15 protein-coding genes are annotated in these 17,808 nt (G+C 48.8%); 1 reads left to right on the forward strand and 14 read right to left on the reverse strand.

Features of this window, described 5'->3' with window-relative positions; genetic code table 11:
* Nucleotides 1-153: 153 nt before the first annotated feature.
* The 14 genes from HB364_RS16685 to nusB all read right to left on the reverse strand — a co-directional run bounded on the left by HB364_RS16685 (nucleotide 154) and on the right by nusB (nucleotide 17,099).
* Nucleotides 154-3,327, reverse strand: coding sequence for an efflux RND transporter permease subunit (locus HB364_RS16685; RefSeq protein ID WP_167289352.1), 3,174 nt, complete (start codon nucleotides 3,325-3,327; stop codon nucleotides 154-156).
* A gap of 67 nt (nucleotides 3,328-3,394) precedes the next feature.
* Nucleotides 3,395-4,471 carry an efflux RND transporter periplasmic adaptor subunit gene (locus HB364_RS16690; RefSeq protein WP_208419977.1) on the reverse strand — a complete coding sequence of 359 codons (1,077 nt, stop codon included), beginning with the start codon at nucleotides 4,469-4,471 and terminating at the stop codon, nucleotides 3,395-3,397.
* Nucleotides 4,472-4,487: 16 nt separating this feature from the next.
* On the reverse strand, nucleotides 4,488-5,888 hold the full coding sequence (locus HB364_RS16695) for a TolC family protein (RefSeq protein ID WP_208419978.1): 1,401 nt from the start codon (nucleotides 5,886-5,888) through the stop codon (nucleotides 4,488-4,490).
* A gap of 52 nt (nucleotides 5,889-5,940) precedes the next feature.
* Nucleotides 5,941-6,561 carry a TetR/AcrR family transcriptional regulator gene (locus tag HB364_RS16700; RefSeq protein WP_167289353.1) on the reverse strand — a complete coding sequence of 207 codons (621 nt, stop codon included), beginning with the start codon at nucleotides 6,559-6,561 and terminating at the stop codon, nucleotides 5,941-5,943.
* Between the two features lie 66 nt (nucleotides 6,562-6,627).
* Nucleotides 6,628-7,227 carry a TetR/AcrR family transcriptional regulator gene (locus tag HB364_RS16705; RefSeq protein ID WP_167289354.1) on the reverse strand — a complete coding sequence of 200 codons (600 nt, stop codon included), beginning with the start codon at nucleotides 7,225-7,227 and terminating at the stop codon, nucleotides 6,628-6,630.
* Nucleotides 7,228-7,446: 219 nt separating this feature from the next.
* A complete protein-coding gene (locus tag HB364_RS16710) occupies nucleotides 7,447-8,508 on the reverse strand; it encodes a bifunctional transcriptional activator/DNA repair enzyme AdaA (protein WP_167289355.1) in 1,062 nt (353 codons plus the stop codon).
* 83 nt (nucleotides 8,509-8,591) lie between these two features.
* A complete protein-coding gene (locus tag HB364_RS16715; protein ID WP_167289356.1) occupies nucleotides 8,592-9,419 on the reverse strand; it encodes a maleylpyruvate isomerase family mycothiol-dependent enzyme in 828 nt (275 codons plus the stop codon).
* 52 nt (nucleotides 9,420-9,471) lie between these two features.
* Nucleotides 9,472-11,217, reverse strand: coding sequence for a M14 family metallopeptidase (locus HB364_RS16720; protein ID WP_167289357.1), 1,746 nt, complete (start codon nucleotides 11,215-11,217; stop codon nucleotides 9,472-9,474).
* Nucleotides 11,218-11,240: 23 nt separating this feature from the next.
* A complete protein-coding gene (locus tag HB364_RS16725; protein ID WP_167289358.1) occupies nucleotides 11,241-12,875 on the reverse strand; it encodes a M14 family metallopeptidase in 1,635 nt (544 codons plus the stop codon).
* A 205-nt stretch (nucleotides 12,876-13,080) separates the two neighbouring features.
* Nucleotides 13,081-14,421 carry a Gfo/Idh/MocA family oxidoreductase gene (locus HB364_RS16730; protein ID WP_167289359.1) on the reverse strand — a complete coding sequence of 447 codons (1,341 nt, stop codon included), beginning with the start codon at nucleotides 14,419-14,421 and terminating at the stop codon, nucleotides 13,081-13,083.
* A gap of 147 nt (nucleotides 14,422-14,568) precedes the next feature.
* Nucleotides 14,569-15,189, reverse strand: a complete 621-nt coding sequence (gene coaE, locus HB364_RS16735) for a dephospho-CoA kinase (RefSeq protein WP_167289360.1) — start codon at nucleotides 15,187-15,189, stop codon at nucleotides 14,569-14,571.
* A gap of 77 nt (nucleotides 15,190-15,266) precedes the next feature.
* On the reverse strand, nucleotides 15,267-15,608 hold the full coding sequence (gene yajC, locus HB364_RS16740; RefSeq protein WP_167289361.1) for a preprotein translocase subunit YajC: 342 nt from the start codon (nucleotides 15,606-15,608) through the stop codon (nucleotides 15,267-15,269).
* A 92-nt stretch (nucleotides 15,609-15,700) separates the two neighbouring features.
* Nucleotides 15,701-16,126 (reverse strand): DUF1573 domain-containing protein, encoded by a 426-nt coding sequence (locus tag HB364_RS16745; protein ID WP_167289362.1) that lies wholly within the window; start codon nucleotides 16,124-16,126, stop codon nucleotides 15,701-15,703.
* Between the two features lie 46 nt (nucleotides 16,127-16,172).
* Entirely contained in the window at nucleotides 16,173-17,099 is a 927-nt protein-coding gene (gene nusB / locus HB364_RS16750) for a transcription antitermination factor NusB (protein ID WP_167289363.1), read from the reverse strand.
* A gap of 348 nt (nucleotides 17,100-17,447) precedes the next feature.
* On the opposite strand from nusB, the gene HB364_RS16755 reads away from it, so the two are divergent.
* A complete protein-coding gene (locus HB364_RS16755) occupies nucleotides 17,448-17,729 on the forward strand; it encodes a co-chaperone GroES (RefSeq protein WP_119048861.1) in 282 nt (93 codons plus the stop codon).
* The last annotated feature ends 79 nt before the right edge of the window (nucleotides 17,730-17,808 follow it).

Here is a 17,808-nt window from a genome sequence, read left to right on the forward strand (position 1 = left end):
GCCCGGTAAGGATTGAAGATACCACCGAATAAGGCGAAAGAAAAAGACCTCAACCTTCCTGGTATATACCGGGCGATTGGGGTCTTTTCTTTGTAATGCTAACGGTTTTGTTCCTGTCTAAGTCAATGCCTGCCTAAAAAAGTAATGCTTCAATTATATATGTGAAGGACTGAACTCGCCTTCATGTACTTCCTGCGGCACATAGTCCTCTACGATGAGCTCTTCAATGTTCTTGTCCTTTTTGCCCCTGCTGAACCTGTTTATGATCTTATCAAAGATGGCGTACATCACGGGCACCACCACCAGGGTGAGGAACAGTGAACTGATAAGGCCACCGATGATTACCCAGGCCAGGCCATTCTTCCACTCGGCGCCCGCACCTTTGGCAAGGGCAATGGGCAGCATACCGATCACCATGGCAATGGTAGTCATGAGGATGGGGCGGAGACGGGCATGGTTGGCATCAATCAACGCCTGGTAAGTACTGGCGCCTTCTGCCTTACGCTGGTTGGTAAAGTCAACCAGGATGATGGCATTTTTGGCAACCAGACCAATCAACATGATCAATCCAAGGATGGTAAACAGGTTTAACGACTCATTGGTGAGTGCCAGCGCCAGGAAGGCGCCTATGATGGCCAACGGAATAGAGAACAATACCACAAAAGGATATACGAAACTGTTGTATAAGGCCACCATAATGAGGTATACCAATACAATGGCTGCCAGCAGGGCAATACCCAGGGAGCCAAATCCTTCACTCTGGTTTTCCATGTCACCGCTCCATACATAGCCCACACCTGTGGGACGGGGTAGTTGATCAAACAGCTTTTGCCATTCAGCAGCTACGGTACCGGAGGGACGTCCTACGCTTTGCGCCTGGATGGTAACAGAAGTACTTTTATCCCTGCGTTCCAACTGGCTGGGGCCGGAACCTTCTTTCACAGTGGCAAACTGTGATAAACGTACCTGCTGGCCCTGGTCGTTGATGAAGAGCAGGTTGCTTACATCTGTAATGTTCTGCCGGTTGAATTTCTCATACCGGATATTGATGTCATATTCGTATTCACCCTGGCGGAATTTGCCATCGGTATTACCGCTAAAAGCTGTTTGCATGGTACTTCCCACGGTGCTCAGCGAGAGGCCCAGTGCCGCCATTTTATCACGGTCTACCTGCACACTGATCTCCGGGTTACCGGCTTCTACCGATAAACGCATTTCCGTAGCACCGGGCACTTTCCTCAGCTCGGCCATGGCAGCATTGGCAAAGTGCATCACACTGTCGAGGTTCGGGCCTGTTACTACCAGTGAAAGCGGGGCCTGTTCGGCTGTACCCAGGATACTTACCTGCACTGTTTTTATTTTAGCGCCTACCAATATCTTCTCCAGTTCACGCTTTGTTTTTACCGCATAGATGCTGGCTTCATCCTGGCGTTCCTGTTTGGATACCAGTTGTACGTCGATCTCAGCTTTATAAGCGGTGGATTGTGAAGCACCCATACCATCACTGCTCTGCCCGATGGTGGTGATGAGCTTGGTCACTTCTTTTTTCGTTTTGAGGTATTCCTCTGCACGGCGCGTCATGGCATTGGTTTGCTCAATGGAGGCATCCTTGGGCATTTCTATCTGCACCAGGAACTCACCACGGTCGGTCTTGGCAAAGAATTCTGTACCGATGTAGCCGGCGCCTACGAGGTAGAAGGAGCCGAAGAATAATACCAGCATGACGGTCAGCGTGGTTTTCTTATGGCCCAGGCACCATTTGAGGAGACCGCTGATCCAGTTGGTAAAGCGGTGCAATCCTTTTTCAAACCCTACGATGATCTTACCAAAGAATGTTTTGCCGGTGATCTGCTCCAGCTTTCCGAAGCGGGATGATAACCAGGGCACGATGGTAAAAGAAGACAATAAGGAGAGCAGGGTAGCAATAGATACCGTTACGCAAAACTGTTTCAGGATATCCGCCGCCAGCCCGGTACTCAGGGCAATAGGAATGAATACCACCACAATTACCAGGGTAATAGAGGTAACGGTAAAGCCGATCTCTTTGGTGGCATCATAGGCTGCCCGCACCCGGTTCTTGCCCATTTCCATATGCCGGTAGATATTTTCCAGTACCACAATGGCGTCATCCACCAGGATACCCACCACCAGTGAAAGGGCCAGCAGCGACATGAGGTTCAATGAATAGCCAAGCAGGGCCATGCCAATGAAGGTGGCGATCAGTGAGGCAGGAATGGCCACCATAACGATCAGCGCATTCCGGATGCTGTGCAAAAAGAACAACATCACAAATGCCACCAGGACGATCGCCAGTATCAGGTCATGGATCACCGCATCTGCTGACTGCAGCGTATACACAGAGCTATCGTTCGCAATGTCTATTTTCAATCCGGCACTGGCATAGTCTTTCTGCAATTTATTAATGCCGGCAGTGATCTGTTCGCTTACCGATACTGCATTGGCGTCGGACTGTTTGATGACCTGCAAGGCAATGGAGCTTTGCAGATTTACCCGCGCCAGCTTCTCCACGTCTTTTTGTACATCCTGCACATCAGCCACGTCTTTCAGGCGTACCTGCACGCCATCCTTATTCAGGACAACGAGGTTGCGCAGTTCTTCCACATTTTTATACTTACCGGCCAGACGGATAAGGATATCCTGCTCGCGTGTTTGCACGCTACCGGTCGGGAAGTCGAGGTTGGAAGCAAGGATAGCGTTCTGTACCTGGATGAGGGAGAGGCCAAAGCCCTGCAGGCGGGTGGCATCAATGTTTACCTGTATTTCACGCTCCTGTCCGCCGATCAGGTTTACCTGGGCTACGCCCTGTACACGGGATAATACCGGTGCAATGCGTTTGTCCATCAGGTCATAGAAGGCGGCTTCTTCCATTTTGCCGGAAGCAGCCAGTGTCATCACCGGCAGGTCGTCCAGTGAAAACTTATTGAGCGAAGGCGGGTCCACATCTTCAGGAAGATCGGCCAGGATGGCGTTTACTTTACGCTGGGCATCGTTGAGTGCATAGTCCACATCGGCGCCGCTGTTCAGCGTGATGGTGATGATGGATAAGCTTTCAAAAGATTTTGTTTCCAGCTTTTTGATGTTCTCCATAGAGGATACGGCATCTTCTATTTTCTTGGACACCGTATTCTCCACTTCACTGGGGGAGGCGCCGGGGTATACCGTGGTAATGGATACTACCGAAGGTGAGAACTTGGGCAGCAGCTCATAGTTCAGTGAGGTATAGCTTAACAAGCCACCCAGGATGAGTACTGTAAACAGTACGATGACCAGGGTAGGGCGTTTGATAGATATTTCTGCAAGTTTCATGAATTCATTTTTAAATGTCAGGCTGAGCTTGTCGAAGCCCTTCGACAGGCTCAGGGTGACAGTTTAGTTATTTTACAATTGAAATGGGAGCACCTTCGGTGAGGTTGATCTGTCCACTGGTGATGACTGTTTCTCCTTCATTCAATCCCTGTAATACTTCTACTTTATCACCCATTACCCGGCCGGCCACTACTTTGCGGAGGCTGGCGCTGTTATTGTTCTTTACTACAAATACCTGGTTGCTGCTAACACTGCCGATGAAGGCAGAGCGGGGCACCAATATTACCGGCGCTTGTGAAGGGAAGTTAAAGATGGCAGTACCATACATACCGGCTTTTACCAGGTTACCGGGATTGCCTTTCAGTTCCAGTTCTACCGGGAAACTGAGGGCATTGTCGGCCTTGGCCGCAATGAAGCTCACGGTGCCGGTAAAATCCTTGTCGGGGAATACACTTACTTTGATGGGTACTTTATCGCCCACTTTCAGGTTGGCTACCTGTGATTCTTCTACCGTTACCTGCAACTTCAGTTTGGAAATGTCAACCAGTTCAAACAACTGGGTGGCGGGCGCTACTACTGCACCCGGCTCTATATAACGTTTATTCACTACGCCATTGATGGAGGCGCGGATATACGCATCGCCTACTTTTATTTTGGCTTGTGCTACGCGTGCTTCGGCATTGTCGAGCGCGAGATGGGCCTGGTCCAGTTGCTGCTGTGTAACACCGCCTGTTTTGAAAGCATTTTCATAGCGCTCTTTATCTTTCAGGGCATTCCGGTAGTTCGCCTGTGCGCTTTCGAGGTCTACATTGAGCTGGTCGGTTTTGATAACGGCCAGTGTTTGTCCAACATGTACCACATTCCCTTCGTCTACCAGCACCTGGGTAACCCTGCCGGAATTTTCGGCTGAAAAGTTCATTTGCCGGCCTGGTATGAAATTGCCATTGGCGGAAAAGTCCAGTTCCAGCGCCTGCTTCTGAACAGGGCTTATCCGTACCGCCACATTGCCATTGGCGGCAGCTACCACGGCTGTTTTTTCCGCATTCTTCTTTTTATTGTTGTTGAGCACCCATCCTATCAGGGCTATGGAGCCTGCGATGATGACGATGGTGAGTAAGGTGCGTACTATTGATCTCTTTTTCATCCTGGTTGAATTATACTTAGTTTAATAATGATTTTAGGTTGCCTTGGGCTTTAATGAGCTGTATTTCCGCTACGCGGTAATCCAGCAGGGCCGCGGAATGGTTGTTCTGGGCTTCAGTGAGTGCGTTCTCTGCATCCAGCAGGTCGGTCAGGGTAGCCAGTCCGTTATTATAATTGTTCCGGGTATTGTAGAAAACCTTCTGCGCCAGTTGTACATTTTCCCGCTGGTTATTGAGTATGATAATGCTGTTGTTGATCTGTGTTTTAGCATTTTCATATAATAGGTTCAGGGAGAGGCTGGTATTGGAAATATCCTCTTGCAGCTTGCGGATGCTTACATCGGCCTGCCTGATGCGGGAGCGGGTGGCGCCGCCATTAAAGATGGGCACTTTCAGGGTCAATCCTACAGAAGCATAATCGAACCAACTGACACCCGCGCTGCCTTTCTGGAACCAGGGAAGCTTATTGCCCATTCCCTGGTAACCATAGTTACCGTTCAACGACAGGGTAGGGTAGTACTCTGCTTTGTAGGCATCCTTCTGATACTTCAGCAGGGTTTCCTGTTGCTTCAGTAACCTGAACTCTGTACGATTACTTACATTCAGGGTGTCGCCTGCGGGAGCGCTCTGCGGGTGAATGGAGGCGAACTCAACAGCAGGTAATGCAATGGGAGTTTGAATAGGCATGCCCATGGCATACTTGAGCTGATTTTCCAATTGACTTACGCCATTTAATAATTGTTGCCTTTGTGTTTGCAGGTTGGAAATGTTGACCGCAATACGGTCCACATCAATCTGTTTGGCCAATCCATTTTCGTACTGGCCTTTAACGATCGTTTGGACGGTGCTGGTATTCTTTATGGTGCTGTCCAATACTTCGATCTTCTGGCGCTGTACCAGTACCTGGTAGTAATTGGTGGCCACCTGCTCGATCAGTTGCTCATCGGTAAGTTGTGCATTGATCCTGTAATACTCCTGGGTGGATTTGGCCGCTTTCAGCCCGGTAAATACAGATTGGTCAAACAGGTTCTGCGACAGGGAAACACTGGCGCTGGAATTCCATTTTTGCCCAAAAGCGACCAGCAGGGTTTTGCCGGGCTGGCCGGCCAGTTCACCAGGCAATGCGCTCAATTGTAAAATGGGATTATAGGTAAGCCCGCCATTACCGGTGATCTGTGGTAGTGCGCGCGCCTTTACCTCATCAATCTGGTATTGGCCATTCTCCACATCGAGGCGTGCCTTGCGGGCTGTTTGACTGGCCTGGAGCGCATAGTTCAGCGCTTCTTTCAGGGTAAGCGTTCTGGCATTGTCCGGTGAAGCCGGTGATTGCGCCAGGGCCCTTCCACCCCAAAGCCCTGCCATCAGCAGCAGGCTTAGGGTGAGCCTTTTCCTTGTTCTTTTGTTTTTCACATCCATCATACACTTGTTTTATTACTGGTTGGTGTTTTTTGTTTTGTATCCTTCGACAGGCTTAGGCTGACAAAGCCTGTTCTGAAAACTCTTTTTTATATTTTTCAATGAGCCGAACGCCTTTGATGGTAGCGAGCCCGTACAGGTAGTGCAATACCAGTTGCTCATTGATGGTGGCCTGTGGCCATAATTGATGGTGATTGATTTCCTGTTTGGTATTAATGCCCGTAACAGATACCTGGAAGCCGGCTATCAGTTCCGGGATGATCTGGCTGCGGTACAGTTGCTCTGTCTGGCCACGTTTAATATTGTTCAGCAGCAGTTGAAATAAGAACCCTTTCTTAAAAGCTGTATAGCGTTCAAAGGCTGCGTGGTGGTACTTCTGTAGGTCGTGCAGCAATGTTTCATTCATGAGGCTGATGGTCCCCTTGACAGACTGCCAGATGAGGAATATTTCCTGGATGGCATTGGAGGCTCCCCGGATCACTTTCAGGCAATCCTGTTCCAACTGCTGCAGGGGACTAGCATATACCATTTCTACCAATTCATTTTTATCGGCAAACCAGGTATACAGTGTTTTCTTGGAAATACCCATGCTGCTTGCTATCTCGTCCATTGTTATACTCCGCACGCTGAACTGGTTAAATAAAGCGGCTGCCTTCTGCGTGATCTGTTCTCTCATTATTAACACTATTATTTAATCTTTGTGTTTAACATTTTTGTCAAATAAGGGGCGTAAAAAATGCTATTATTTGAACAGCATTTTTAAAATGATTTCCTTCCTGGCAGCCAGCATTTGCTTGTATTGCTTATCAGAATAGTTAAAGATCCTCTTGAAAATGGGTTGTATCACTACCGGGTGCGACAGGAGGGAGATGAGGTTGATCAAAAACTGTTGGGGCTCTATTTTCTCAATAGTACCCTTTTTGATCTCTGCTTCTACATCCTTCAGGAAATTCTTTACCCGGTCTGTTTTTTTAAGATCAGCAATGATCTCGTTTTGCTTTTCCACGTCCTCATTGATCCGGGTGACCATATAAATGTCCAGGTAAGGATAGGTAGCAGCCTGTTCTGTGAAGATGTCAATGAAATGCTCGATCTTCTTTTTAAAGGAAGTCTCTGTGCTCATGGCCCTGTCGAGGCGCTGATCCATGGCGTCCCTCGCTTCCCGCAGGATCTGATCGAACAACAGGTCGCGCGAGCGGAAGTAGTAATTCACCAGGGTACGGTTGACCCCGGCGGCATCGGCTATCTCCTGGGTAGTAGCATTGAACCTCCCTTCGGTAAAGAAAAGCTTGCGTGCTGCATCCTTGATCTGTTGTTCGGTTTGACTGTCTTTAACTGCCATTGACAATATAGTTTGACAAAATTGTTAAACAAAGATATTAAACAGCGGCAGATTTCCAAATCCAGGATTTGTTAAAATATGGTTAGGAGTGGTAGTAGGGTATTGTAAGAGGTTCTTTTGCAGTCGGTTAGCCTGTGGATAATTTTTTACGAAACCGGTACCGGAAACTCCCGGTGGATAGAAAGTTTACATTGTTTCGCCCTCGTTGCCTCAATGCCTTTATGCCTCGTTGCCTTTTTTGTTCTTCATTTCGTGGTCCAGCAGCCATTGTTTTCGCCAGATGCCGCCGCCGTAGCCGGTAAGGTTTCCATCGGTACCAATGACGCGGTGACAAGGAATAAGGATGGATACCCGGTTAAGACCATTGGCATTGGCCACGGCACGTATGGCAGCAGGTTGATTGAGGTGAATGGCCTGTTGCTTATAGGAGCGGGTAGTGCCAAAAGGTATGTGGGTAAGTTCCTGCCATACCTTTTGCTGGAACGAAGTGCCCGGTGTGTCCAATGGTACCGTGAATAGTTGACGGGTACCGGCAAAGTATTCCTGCAGTTCTGCTGTTAACTGGTCGAAGTGCCGGTGCTGTCCCGGCAGCAGGGGAGAAGCCAGTAGCTTTTGCAGTTGCTTCAATTCGGTTTCCAGCATTTTGCGGTCGGTAAATTCCAGCAGGCAAATGCCTTTATCGGTAGTGCCGGCCAGCATAGGTCCTAATGGCGTCGTGATGCGGGTAATGGTGATCACCTGTCCCGATTTACTGGCTGTGGGCGCAAAGCCTGTATTCTTTTTGAAAGCATAATGAAAGCCGCTCAGGGAGTCGTACCCATTCTCAAAGGCCGCACTGGTTACCTTCTCTCCATAGCGGATCATGCCAAAAGCCTGGTTAATGCGCTGCATGCGTTGAAAAGACTGGAAGGTGAGGTGGTGGTGTTTCTTGAACCAACGCCGTACCTGTACAGGCTCTATGCCCATATCCCGTAGTTCCTGGTCCCTGATCTTTTTATCAGGATTCTCCTGCAGGAGCGTGAGCAGTTGTTTAATGAAGCCGGGGGCTGTATGCTGTTGCTCCAGCGGTGAGCAAATCTTGCAGGGACGGTAACCATGCAGGATGGCTTCTTTACTGGTAGTATAGAATTCTACATTTTCAAATTTGGGCTTACGGGCGGTGCAGGTAGGCCGGCAAAAGATACCGGTGGTCTTTACCGCGGCAAAAAACACGCCTTCAAACTGGCTGTCTTTTCTTACCAGGGCATCATACATCAGTGCGGGTGTCAGCGTTGCATTCATACTTCAGGTTCTTTATGCAGCAAAAGTAGCAGAATTGACCACTACGCACCAACCGAAAAATGGACAGGCATTTTTGGGCCTGGTTACGCCATCACCGATACCATATCGAGTACTACATCACCCAGCTTTTGATCTCCTGCAATGGTTACATATTGCATGACATCCTTACGCCGCCAGCTTTTGGAAAAGAGCTTCCAGGCTATGGCGCCATCAATGGTGGTATGGGCTGTGGGTGATGCACCAGGCGCTGTTATAAGCTCCCATTCTGTTTTCCTGATAAGGTACCAGTCGCCACCGCCCACGCCAGTAAGGGTAAACTGTAATACGGTGCTTTCCGGCGCCGGTGTATCGCGATAGGTAAAAGGCAATGCCCGCATAAAAGTATCCAAAAACGGATGATAAAGTTCCGCAGTCATGATCCCCGGCTTATTGACTGCTTCCCTGATCTGTTGCTGGTGATGCCACTTCTCGGTGTATTCCCGCGCAATATGGAACCAGTTGGCCGATATGGCTTCACCTGCCCAGCCCACCGAAAAGATAGCTTGCGCCTGTGGGTCCAGCGAAGCCATGTAAGCACTGGCCTTTGGGCAATTTTCTTCGAGCAGACTGGTTAATACGGCCGGGCTGATGCGTTTGCAGGCAGCTACCCAATCCGCATTGAGCTGGTTGAGGTAATCAACCAGGTCGCCAGGAGAATGGATGGCGCCAGGCGGGGCGCCCATATAGCCATCCCTGGCAATGGACAAGGTACGCAGGTGGGTATCCAGCAAATGGGCCGCCACATCTTTTACCGTCCACAGCTTAGCTACGGTGGGTTTATTCCATTCCTCCGGTGTTAATGAACGGAGCAGTTCCATTAGCTTTTGGTCAAGCACAGGAAAGAGATGTATCGTTTCAATAGGTGGGTTCATAAAGCAAATATAAAAAGCTGTGGGCTCGTAGCTCACAGCTCGTGGCTCGCAGCTACTTAGTCTTACTTAGCAATCCTCCCTTCCGGCTATCCACACTAATCGTATACTTGCCGCTGCCCTGCACAATCCAGCGCACGGTAACGGTACCTTGTCCCGGAATGTTGGTTACCTCAACCGTTGCCGGATTGTTCTTCTGTTCAGTAGTAATATTCAGGTCGCGGTTGTCAACCACCATACCGGCCAATACTTTAACACCGGTGAGGCTGACATAATCCGGACGCTCAATTTTAAATTTCAGGTCCTGGCTGGCATGCGTAGGAATGATGCGTTCATTGGCAATGACCGCCGTGATCTCTTTCAGTCCATCACCCAGGTCTTTCTCTGCAATAGAATCAATAGATAGTTTGGGTGTTTGATAGCAATGGAAAACACTGAACGACATGTTCCGGTGGGCATCACTCTCCATGAGGAAGCCCGGATGCATGCGGCCAAAGTTCTTTTTAAAACCACCGATCTCGATTTTACCATATTGTGGATGGTTGTATTCATGCCATTCTACGAAAGCATCTTTGAACAGCAGGTAGCGGTCAAACTGGTAGGAGGGATCTATGCCGGAATTATCATTGTCATCATCATTGCCTTTATTGAACATCAGGTACGAGGTCCATAGCTCATTGGAGAAAGTATAGATACCACGACCGCCATAGAACCAATCCAGCTCACCGCCATAAGCAGAATACAGGTCTTTGTACACCACGAGGTAGCGATAACCGGGCAGCAGCTCTTCGCCTTTCTTGCCCAGCACATCATAAATGCGCACATCAGTGGCATTATAAGTGCCTACATCCTCCTGTCCGCCGGGACCGCGCAGGATCATGCCGCCTGAGTTGTGGTAGGATTGTGCGGCTGCTATGTTGGGATGCTTCATCACAAATTCCATCACTGCCCTGTTTTCCGGTAAGGAGAAAGGATATTTATACGCGCCGCCCTGTATGTAGTTGGGCTGCCATCCCCATCCCCAGTCACGGTTAGGGTCATATTCAAAGGTATAACCGTCTTCATTCACCAGTCCGTCACCATCATTGTCAATGCCTTCCAGCCCCAGCAATTCATAATCGCCTTTTTCTTCCGTACCTACCTGTATCATCTTGCGTGGGTCGCGGGTATCCTGTTTCCAGCGGCCATTGGGATTTTTGCGGCGCATGATAACGATGTTGCCATCTTTATCCAGGTCGTCATAGCCATCCTCATCAACAGCGCCATCACGGTCATTGTCTACCGGTATGAGACCGGAGCGGGGGGAGTTGGCATTATTGGCTTCGTGGAAGAAGTTGTCCCGCGCATCGGGATTGATGGTAGGTACAATGTAAAAGGTTTTATCGGCCAGTAATTCCTGTATGTATTTGGTATCGCCAAAGGATTCAGTGAGGTACCAGGCGGTGTATAAGGCAAACTCACTGCCCTGTACTTCATTGGAATGGATATTGCCATCAATGTACATGGCGGGTTTGCGGTTCACCTCACCGCCTTTTTTGAAATCACTGATGGTAAGGCACCAGAGATCACGGCCCTGGAAGGATTTGCCAATGGATTCCAGTTTGCACAGATCGGGATGCGCGGCGGCTATCTTCTTGCAGATGTCTGTAATGCCTGCATGGTCGTTGTACCTGTTCCAACTGATGGGCACTTTGGGATTTACCGGGCTACCCACTCCTTTAAATACCTGGTTGGGTTGCTGCGCCATGCCGGCCATCGTGGCCAGGCCAATGAATAGAAAAGTTGATATGCTGATTTTCATAATGATCAATTTTGAACAACGTACTAAAGCGTAATATCTGTTTTAACGGTACCGGTGGTAGGGCTGCCTGCCTCAATGGTTATTTTACCACTGCCTTTGATGAGCCAGGTCAGTTGTTGGGAGCTGAGTCCTTCCAATGCATTCAGCAGTTGGTTTTTGCGGCCACTGATCACCGATTGATTGTTGGCTGTATTCACCCGTACCTGTATGCGTTTGATCCAGTAGCTTCTTTCACCCAGCTTCGTATGGGAGGCCAGCAGTCCTTTATTGGCTACTTCCAGCGTAACGCGGGTAAGGCCATTGCTTACTTTCTCTGTTTTTACATGCAGTATATCCAGTTCGGGCTGGTAGGCAGCCAGCTTTGTTACAAAGTCTGTATGCTTTTTTACAATCTCCGGCACCAGCTTGTAGGGGGGATTGATCAATACAAAAGGATCTATGCCACCCACTTCCACTGTTCTGCCCGCGAAATCGGGATGCTGTACCGGCTTCCAGGGGGTGAAGGTATTGGTGATGCTTTGCTGGGCGGCCCAACGCAGGTAATTGGCGGTGGGATCATCAACCGATAATGCTTTTTCTTTTTTGGCGGTGTCGGGTTTAGCTTTTGGTACAAACCAGCCTGGTGTGCTGAAGCTGTAGCGGGCATAATGATAATATCCCCAGGAAAGGAAGTCGCCGCCAGCCGGTGTTGTTTTGGGCGCTTCTTTCATGCCTGTTATTTTATTGTATAATTCCGATACCAGGGTATTGGCTTTGGCATCTGCTTCGAGGTAGCCGGCTACAATGCGTTGATTGGCTGCAGTAGCATTATAGGTGAAGGGCGTGGAAAGGTTGTTGTTGCTGCTGAAGCTGATGAGGACATATACATTGGCGAGATCGAACAATTGATCGGCGATGGCCCTTGTTTCTTTTTCAGATACGGCAAACTCGCCGCTGCCCTGTGTAAAGGAGGGATGCTTGTAGGTAAAGTTCTTATTGAACCATACGCCGCCTTCTCCATCTTCATTGTACTGGTTGTCTTTATCGTTGTCAATACCTTCCGTGTACAGGAGGTATTTGCCTTTTTCGCCTTTGGAGGCATCGGTTTTGATCAATACGCGCGGGTCGTCGGGATGTGGTTTGTAATCACCCAGCGGAGATGCTATCCGGATCGAAGTGATCTTGCCATTGCCATCGAGGTCATCATATCCATCTTCATTGTCTTTACCATCACGGTCGTCATCGGTGCTGGTGGCATTGCCCTGGCGTTCGTATTGCCCTTTGACAAAGTATTGCTCAGTAGCATCCGGGCTCAGGTTGGGAAATACATAGAACGTGGTTTTGTTGAGCAGGGCCTTGATGCTGTCGGTAGTGCTGCCTTTCAGCAGGTCTTCTGCAAAGCCAATAGCCAGTTCTGCTCCCAGCAGGTTATTGCCCTCCACACCGCCTGCGATGGCAATGGCTGGTTTGGCGGCGGTATTCCCGCTGCCGATCGTGATCATCCAGATATCCTTATTGCCGGTAGTACGCACAATGGATTTTACGGTAGCCAGTTGCGGATACTGCTTGGATAAGGCCTGTATGCGATTGGATTGTTGCTGGTAATTACTATAGTCTTGCGCCTCTGCGGCCAACAGGGGTAACAGGCCGCACAGGAGGGCAATCAGGTGTTTTCTCATGCAAGGAAATTTTTTAAGGAATAAATATAGTTAGAATACAGAATACAGGAGACAGAATACAGAATCCTTTGTGCGGCTACCAGTATGTTGCCACTTGTATTTCTGCTGTATTCTGTATTCTGAATTCTGTATTCTAAAAAGAAAAGCATGATCCGAAAACGAATCATGCTTAGTATAGGAATAATTAATAATAAATAATCAATAACTAACCCACCCGTTGCTCCTTTGGCTTCAGCGAAGTCAGGTCTCCAATGCTTACCGGCTTGCCACTATCAATACTGTTGCGGGCTGCAATGCCGATGAGGATAGACATAGCGCCATCCCGGCTGCCGGCTGACTGGTGATAGGGATCTTCACCCGGTGTAAATACCTGTTTGCGCAGGCGCGTATCGCCACCGCCATGACCGGCCTCATTGTTGGGAATACGGATGATTTCCCGTTTGCCAAAATTGGTGGTTACCTGTATCTCATCATAGGGCTCTTCTTCCCAGGGCTGACTTTCCTTGATCCAGGCATCAATCCTGCCTTTGGTGCCGTTGAAGGCAATACGGTATCCCTCATAGGGTGAGTAAGCGGTGAGCGAGTAGCTTACCTGCACCTTGTTGGCATACCTGATCTGCACGGCCATCTTGTCAAAAATATCAATATCTTCTTTCCACACGCAACCATCCCGGTGATAGCCGTCATATTGTTCATTGGCGGCATACAGTTCCATCAGGTTGGCGTTTTTGGTCATATCCCAATAGAATTTGCATTCTTTTTTATGCGGGCAGGGGCGGCAGTGTGTATGGCGGAAGGAATTATTCTTACCATAATGTTCCAGGGCGCCATAGGCAAATACCTGTTCGGGTTCTGAATTGATCCACCAGTTGAGCAGGTCAAAATGGTGGGTGGATTTATGCACCAGCAGGGAGCCGCCATTTTTGCGCAGGCGGTGCCAGCGGCGGAAATAATCAGCGCCGTGGGAGGTATTGAGGTACCAGTGGAAGTCGACAGAGGTGATCTTTCCAATGGTGTCATTCCGCAGCAGTTCATAGATCTTTTGCCGGTGGGGCGAATAGCGGTAGTTGAAAGTAACAGTCACCTTTTTACCGGTTTTCTTCTCTGCATCGAGGATGGCCTGGCATTTCTGCTCATCAATGGTCATGGGCTTTTCGGTGATGATGTCCGCGCCATATTCCATGCCTTTGATGATGAACTCATGGTGGGTGCCGTCTACCGTCATCACCAGTAATTGATCGGGTTTTGTTTCCTTCATCATCTTGTCAAAGTCGGTGAAAGTAGGGCAGGCGAGGCCCATTGCTTTTTTGGCGGTCTCCACGCGGCCGGGGTTGATATCACATAAACCTACAAACTCTACCTGGTCGGCAAATTCTTTGATCACCGGCTTTCCCCACATACCAATACCGCGTACGCCGGTACCTACCATGGCTATACGTTTTTTGGCAAAAGGAGTAGTCAGGGATGTGTTGGCCAGTACAGACTCAGCAATGAGTGATCCGGCGATCAGGCTGCCGGATTGTTGCAGGAAGTTTCTTCGGTGCATAGCAATCTTTTATTTGATCATAAGTTAGGCATTGCACCGCAAAGCGGAAAAAACTTTTACGAAAAAGGGTAATTTCCGGGATTAAAATGCTGAATAAGATGCATTTGTGATCAGGATGGTGCAGGACGGTGGGCGGCTAGTTGCTGGTTATTGGTTGCTGGTGACTGGTTGTTGGTTACTGGTTGCGAGCGAAAGTAATTGTAGGTGTAGTTGCATTACCTGCGGTATCACAGCACTTTGTTCATCATTCACGATGACAAAATCACAGAGCCGCATTTTGATGAGCTGTTTGATCTGTTTATTCATGCGGGCGATAACCTCCTCGCGGGTAATGTGGTCACGCTGGATGGTGCGGTGTATGCGCAGGGCATCGGGCGCTGATACGCCTATTACATAATCGAGTTGTGATTGGGAACCGCTTTCAAAGATCAGGGCTGCTTCCTTGATGGCATAGGGCGTGGTTTGTTGCTGTAGCCACCGCTCGCCATCCTGGATAGTAACGGGGTGTACAAGTGAATTGAGCAGTTCGAGTTTTTCAGGGTTGTTGAATACGAGCTGCGACAAGTGCTTCCGGTTCAGCATACCCTGCTCAAAGGTAGCCGGGCCAAAGTGATGGATCAGTTCCTCGCGCAGTTGAGGATCGCTGTTCATGATGCGTTTGGCTTCCTCATCGGCATAGTAGACCGGGATGCCCAGTACTTCAAATACTTTGGCTACCGTGCTTTTGCCCGAACCGATGCCGCCTGTAAGACCAACGCGTAACGTCATAGAAGGCAAATTAATTAAAAGGCACAAAAAAACCGGATGTCTTGCATCCGGTTCCTATTACTTATAATAAGGAGCGCTTATTTGGCAGGTGTAGCCGCGTTATTCTTATTGACGTTGTTGGTCCACTCAATAGAAATAGCGCTTTTCTCGATCTTGATGTAGCTGCCCGGGCTGGTTTCCAGGTCAATCGTGCCATCTTCGTTCACTTTATTGATCTTTCCGTGAATGCCGGCAATGGTTACCACTCTTTCACCTTTCTGCAAATTTGCCTGGAATTCCTTGGCCGCTTTGGCTTTTTTGGCTTGCGGACGGATCATAAATAACCAGAAAATAAGGATCATACCACCCAGCAGAACCAGTTGCATGGTACCGCCACCGCCTGCTCCTCCTGCTTGTAAGAAAATAACTAAGGATGTCATTTTGTATATCTGTTTTAAAAATGTTTAAAAATATCAATGGACAGGGGCGCAAGATACGGTAAACCGGCAAAATTACTTCCCGCTTCGCGGGATTAGTTCTTGGGAGTATCTGCAGCAGGCATCACTTCTACGGTAAAATACAGTTTGTGCGTCTCGTCGCCACCTGTATTGGCATATACGGTCAGCGTCTTCTTATTGGTCCCCAGCCGTCCCTTGCTATTGAAGGTTGCTTTTATCTCGCCTTCCTTGCCCGGAGCTATAGGCGCCTCGGGGCGTTCTGCCACAGTACAACCGCAACTGGCTCCTACATTTTTGATGACGAGTTGTTTAGCGCCCGTATTTTTAAAACGGAAGACGATGTCTACTACCTGGCCATCCAGTACTTTGCCCATGTCTTTGGCCGAATCGATCCATTGAATGGTGGTTGTTTCGCCCGGTTTGGGCGGTTCACTGGCGCCGCTATTGGAGCAGGACCAGGCCGTAAGGGCTACGAGCAGGGAAAAAAATAATGTTTTCATTTGGAAAAAGTTTTGACAAATCTATTGCTGGCAGGTTACCACTGTGTTAAGAAGGCTTAAATGCCACTTTGTGCATTTTATCTTCCCGTACCAGGTCCTTATGAATATTATCCAGGATTCCGTTTACAAACTGACCGCTTTGCGGTGTGCTGTATTCCTTAGCCAGGTCAATGTATTCGTTGATCGTTACTTTGGGCGGGATGGTCTCAAAATACAGGAACTCGCAAACACCCATCCGCATGAGGATCATGTCCAGTACAGCGATCCGTTCAGGGTCCCAGTTCTTTAATTTGGGCTTAATGTATTCCATCGTCACCTCTTTCTTCTCCAATGCTGTTTCCAGCAGGCCCTTGCCAAATAACCATTTTTCCTTGCTGATGAGCTCCTGGAAGTTAAAGCCCGCCGGCTTGTTCAGGAAATTCTGCAGCAACAGGCGCAGCATGTCGGCATCATCGTCCCAGTTGGTGAATGTTTCTTCTACATAGCTGGTAAAGTCCTCATTGGGCAGCAGCAGCTCATTGAAGATGAATTCCAGCATGGCCTTTTCTTCTTTTTTCTCACGGGCCGGCACGGAGATGTATTGTTTATATTTATCTGTATCTGCCAGTTGCAGGTAGATCTTGCGCAGGAGTTCGGGATTAGCCAGCAGTTCGGGCCTGGTCTCTTTTACGGCTTTCTGGTAAGAGGGGTGTTCGAGGATCTTCCACAGCAATTCATTGCCGGCCAGTTTAATATTTACATTCAGGTCTTCCCGGGAGGGCAGGTGTTTACCGGCACGGTTACGGGCGTCTATCTCGGCGTAGCGGGCTACTTCGGTGAGGTAGTGGATGAGGTAAATAAAGAGCTGGTGGGTAAGGTCAAAGTGTTTCTGAAGTAGTTTAAAAGGGTCACCGTTCTTTTCGGGTGTTTCCTGGCTTTCCACGGAATAGAGGACCTGCATTACCTTCACACGGATGTTTCTTCTGCTGATCATGCTAAGAGCTTATTTTGAACCGGCAAAACTAACTGATTTCGGTGGAATAGCGAAGTCTGAAGTCGGAAGTCAGCGGTCAGAAGTTCAGGCAGGAAGCTAAAAGTCAATGGTCAGACCTCGGACCTCAGACCTCCGACTTCATGCTTTCCTGCAAAATTGGCATTGATACTTAATGCTATAGGCCGGCCACCACTCAAATCCTGTCACCCTTTCCCCGGAAAGCTGAAAAAATGGCTTGTAAAAATGGTTTGGTATAGATTATGTTTAACTTTGCCGCCCCCCGGCAGGCATAAAAACAGAATTGCCGGGATACTAAACATTTCACCAAAATCAAAAAACTGATAAACTATGGCTAAGAAAGTCAATGTTACCCCCCTGCACGACCGGGTAATTGTGAAACCCGCTAAAGCGGAAGAGAAAACTGCCGGTGGTATCATCATCCCCGACACTGCCAAAGAAAAGCCTCAGCGTGGTACCGTAGTAGCCGCAGGCCCTGGCAAGAAGGATGAGCCGGTAACAGTAAAAGTAGGTGATACCGTATTATATGGTAAATATTCCGGAACTGAGATCCAGATTGAAGGTGATGATCTCCTGATCATGAGAGAAAGCGACATCTTAGCAATTGTATAAAACCTGAAGTCTGATGTCTGAAGTCCGAAAAGCATCGGAGCAAAAGATCAGACGGCTGACTTCCGGCTTCAAATAATCA

The sequence above is a fragment of the Paraflavitalea devenefica genome (assembly GCF_011759375.1).
GTDB lineage: Bacteria > Bacteroidota > Bacteroidia > Chitinophagales > Chitinophagaceae > Paraflavitalea > Paraflavitalea devenefica.

Bases quoted from the DNA above. Each gene is read 5' to 3' on its own strand.
- HB364_RS16685 (WP_167289352.1), bottom strand. From the start codon at position 3,327: ATGAAACTTGCAGAAATATCTATCAAACGCCCTACCCTGGTCATCGTA.
- HB364_RS16690 (WP_208419977.1), bottom strand. From the start codon at position 4,471: ATGAAAAAGAGATCAATAGTACGCACCTTACTCACCATCGTCATCATC.
- HB364_RS16695 (WP_208419978.1), bottom strand. From the start codon at position 5,888: ATGATGGATGTGAAAAACAAAAGAACAAGGAAAAGGCTCACCCTAAGC.
- HB364_RS16700 (WP_167289353.1), bottom strand. From the start codon at position 6,561: ATGAGAGAACAGATCACGCAGAAGGCAGCCGCTTTATTTAACCAGTTC.
- HB364_RS16705 (WP_167289354.1), bottom strand. From the start codon at position 7,227: ATGGCAGTTAAAGACAGTCAAACCGAACAACAGATCAAGGATGCAGCA.
- HB364_RS16710 (WP_167289355.1), bottom strand. From the start codon at position 8,508: ATGAATGCAACGCTGACACCCGCACTGATGTATGATGCCCTGGTAAGA.
- HB364_RS16715 (WP_167289356.1), bottom strand. From the start codon at position 9,419: ATGAACCCACCTATTGAAACGATACATCTCTTTCCTGTGCTTGACCAA.
- HB364_RS16720 (WP_167289357.1), bottom strand. From the start codon at position 11,217: ATGAAAATCAGCATATCAACTTTTCTATTCATTGGCCTGGCCACGATG.
- HB364_RS16725 (WP_167289358.1), bottom strand. From the start codon at position 12,875: ATGAGAAAACACCTGATTGCCCTCCTGTGCGGCCTGTTACCCCTGTTG.
- HB364_RS16730 (WP_167289359.1), bottom strand. From the start codon at position 14,421: ATGCACCGAAGAAACTTCCTGCAACAATCCGGCAGCCTGATCGCCGGA.
- coaE (WP_167289360.1), bottom strand. From the start codon at position 15,189: ATGACGTTACGCGTTGGTCTTACAGGCGGCATCGGTTCGGGCAAAAGC.
- yajC (WP_167289361.1), bottom strand. From the start codon at position 15,608: ATGACATCCTTAGTTATTTTCTTACAAGCAGGAGGAGCAGGCGGTGGC.
- HB364_RS16745 (WP_167289362.1), bottom strand. From the start codon at position 16,126: ATGAAAACATTATTTTTTTCCCTGCTCGTAGCCCTTACGGCCTGGTCC.
- nusB (WP_167289363.1), bottom strand. From the start codon at position 17,099: ATGATCAGCAGAAGAAACATCCGTGTGAAGGTAATGCAGGTCCTCTAT.
- HB364_RS16755 (WP_119048861.1), top strand. From the start codon at position 17,448: ATGGCTAAGAAAGTCAATGTTACCCCCCTGCACGACCGGGTAATTGTG.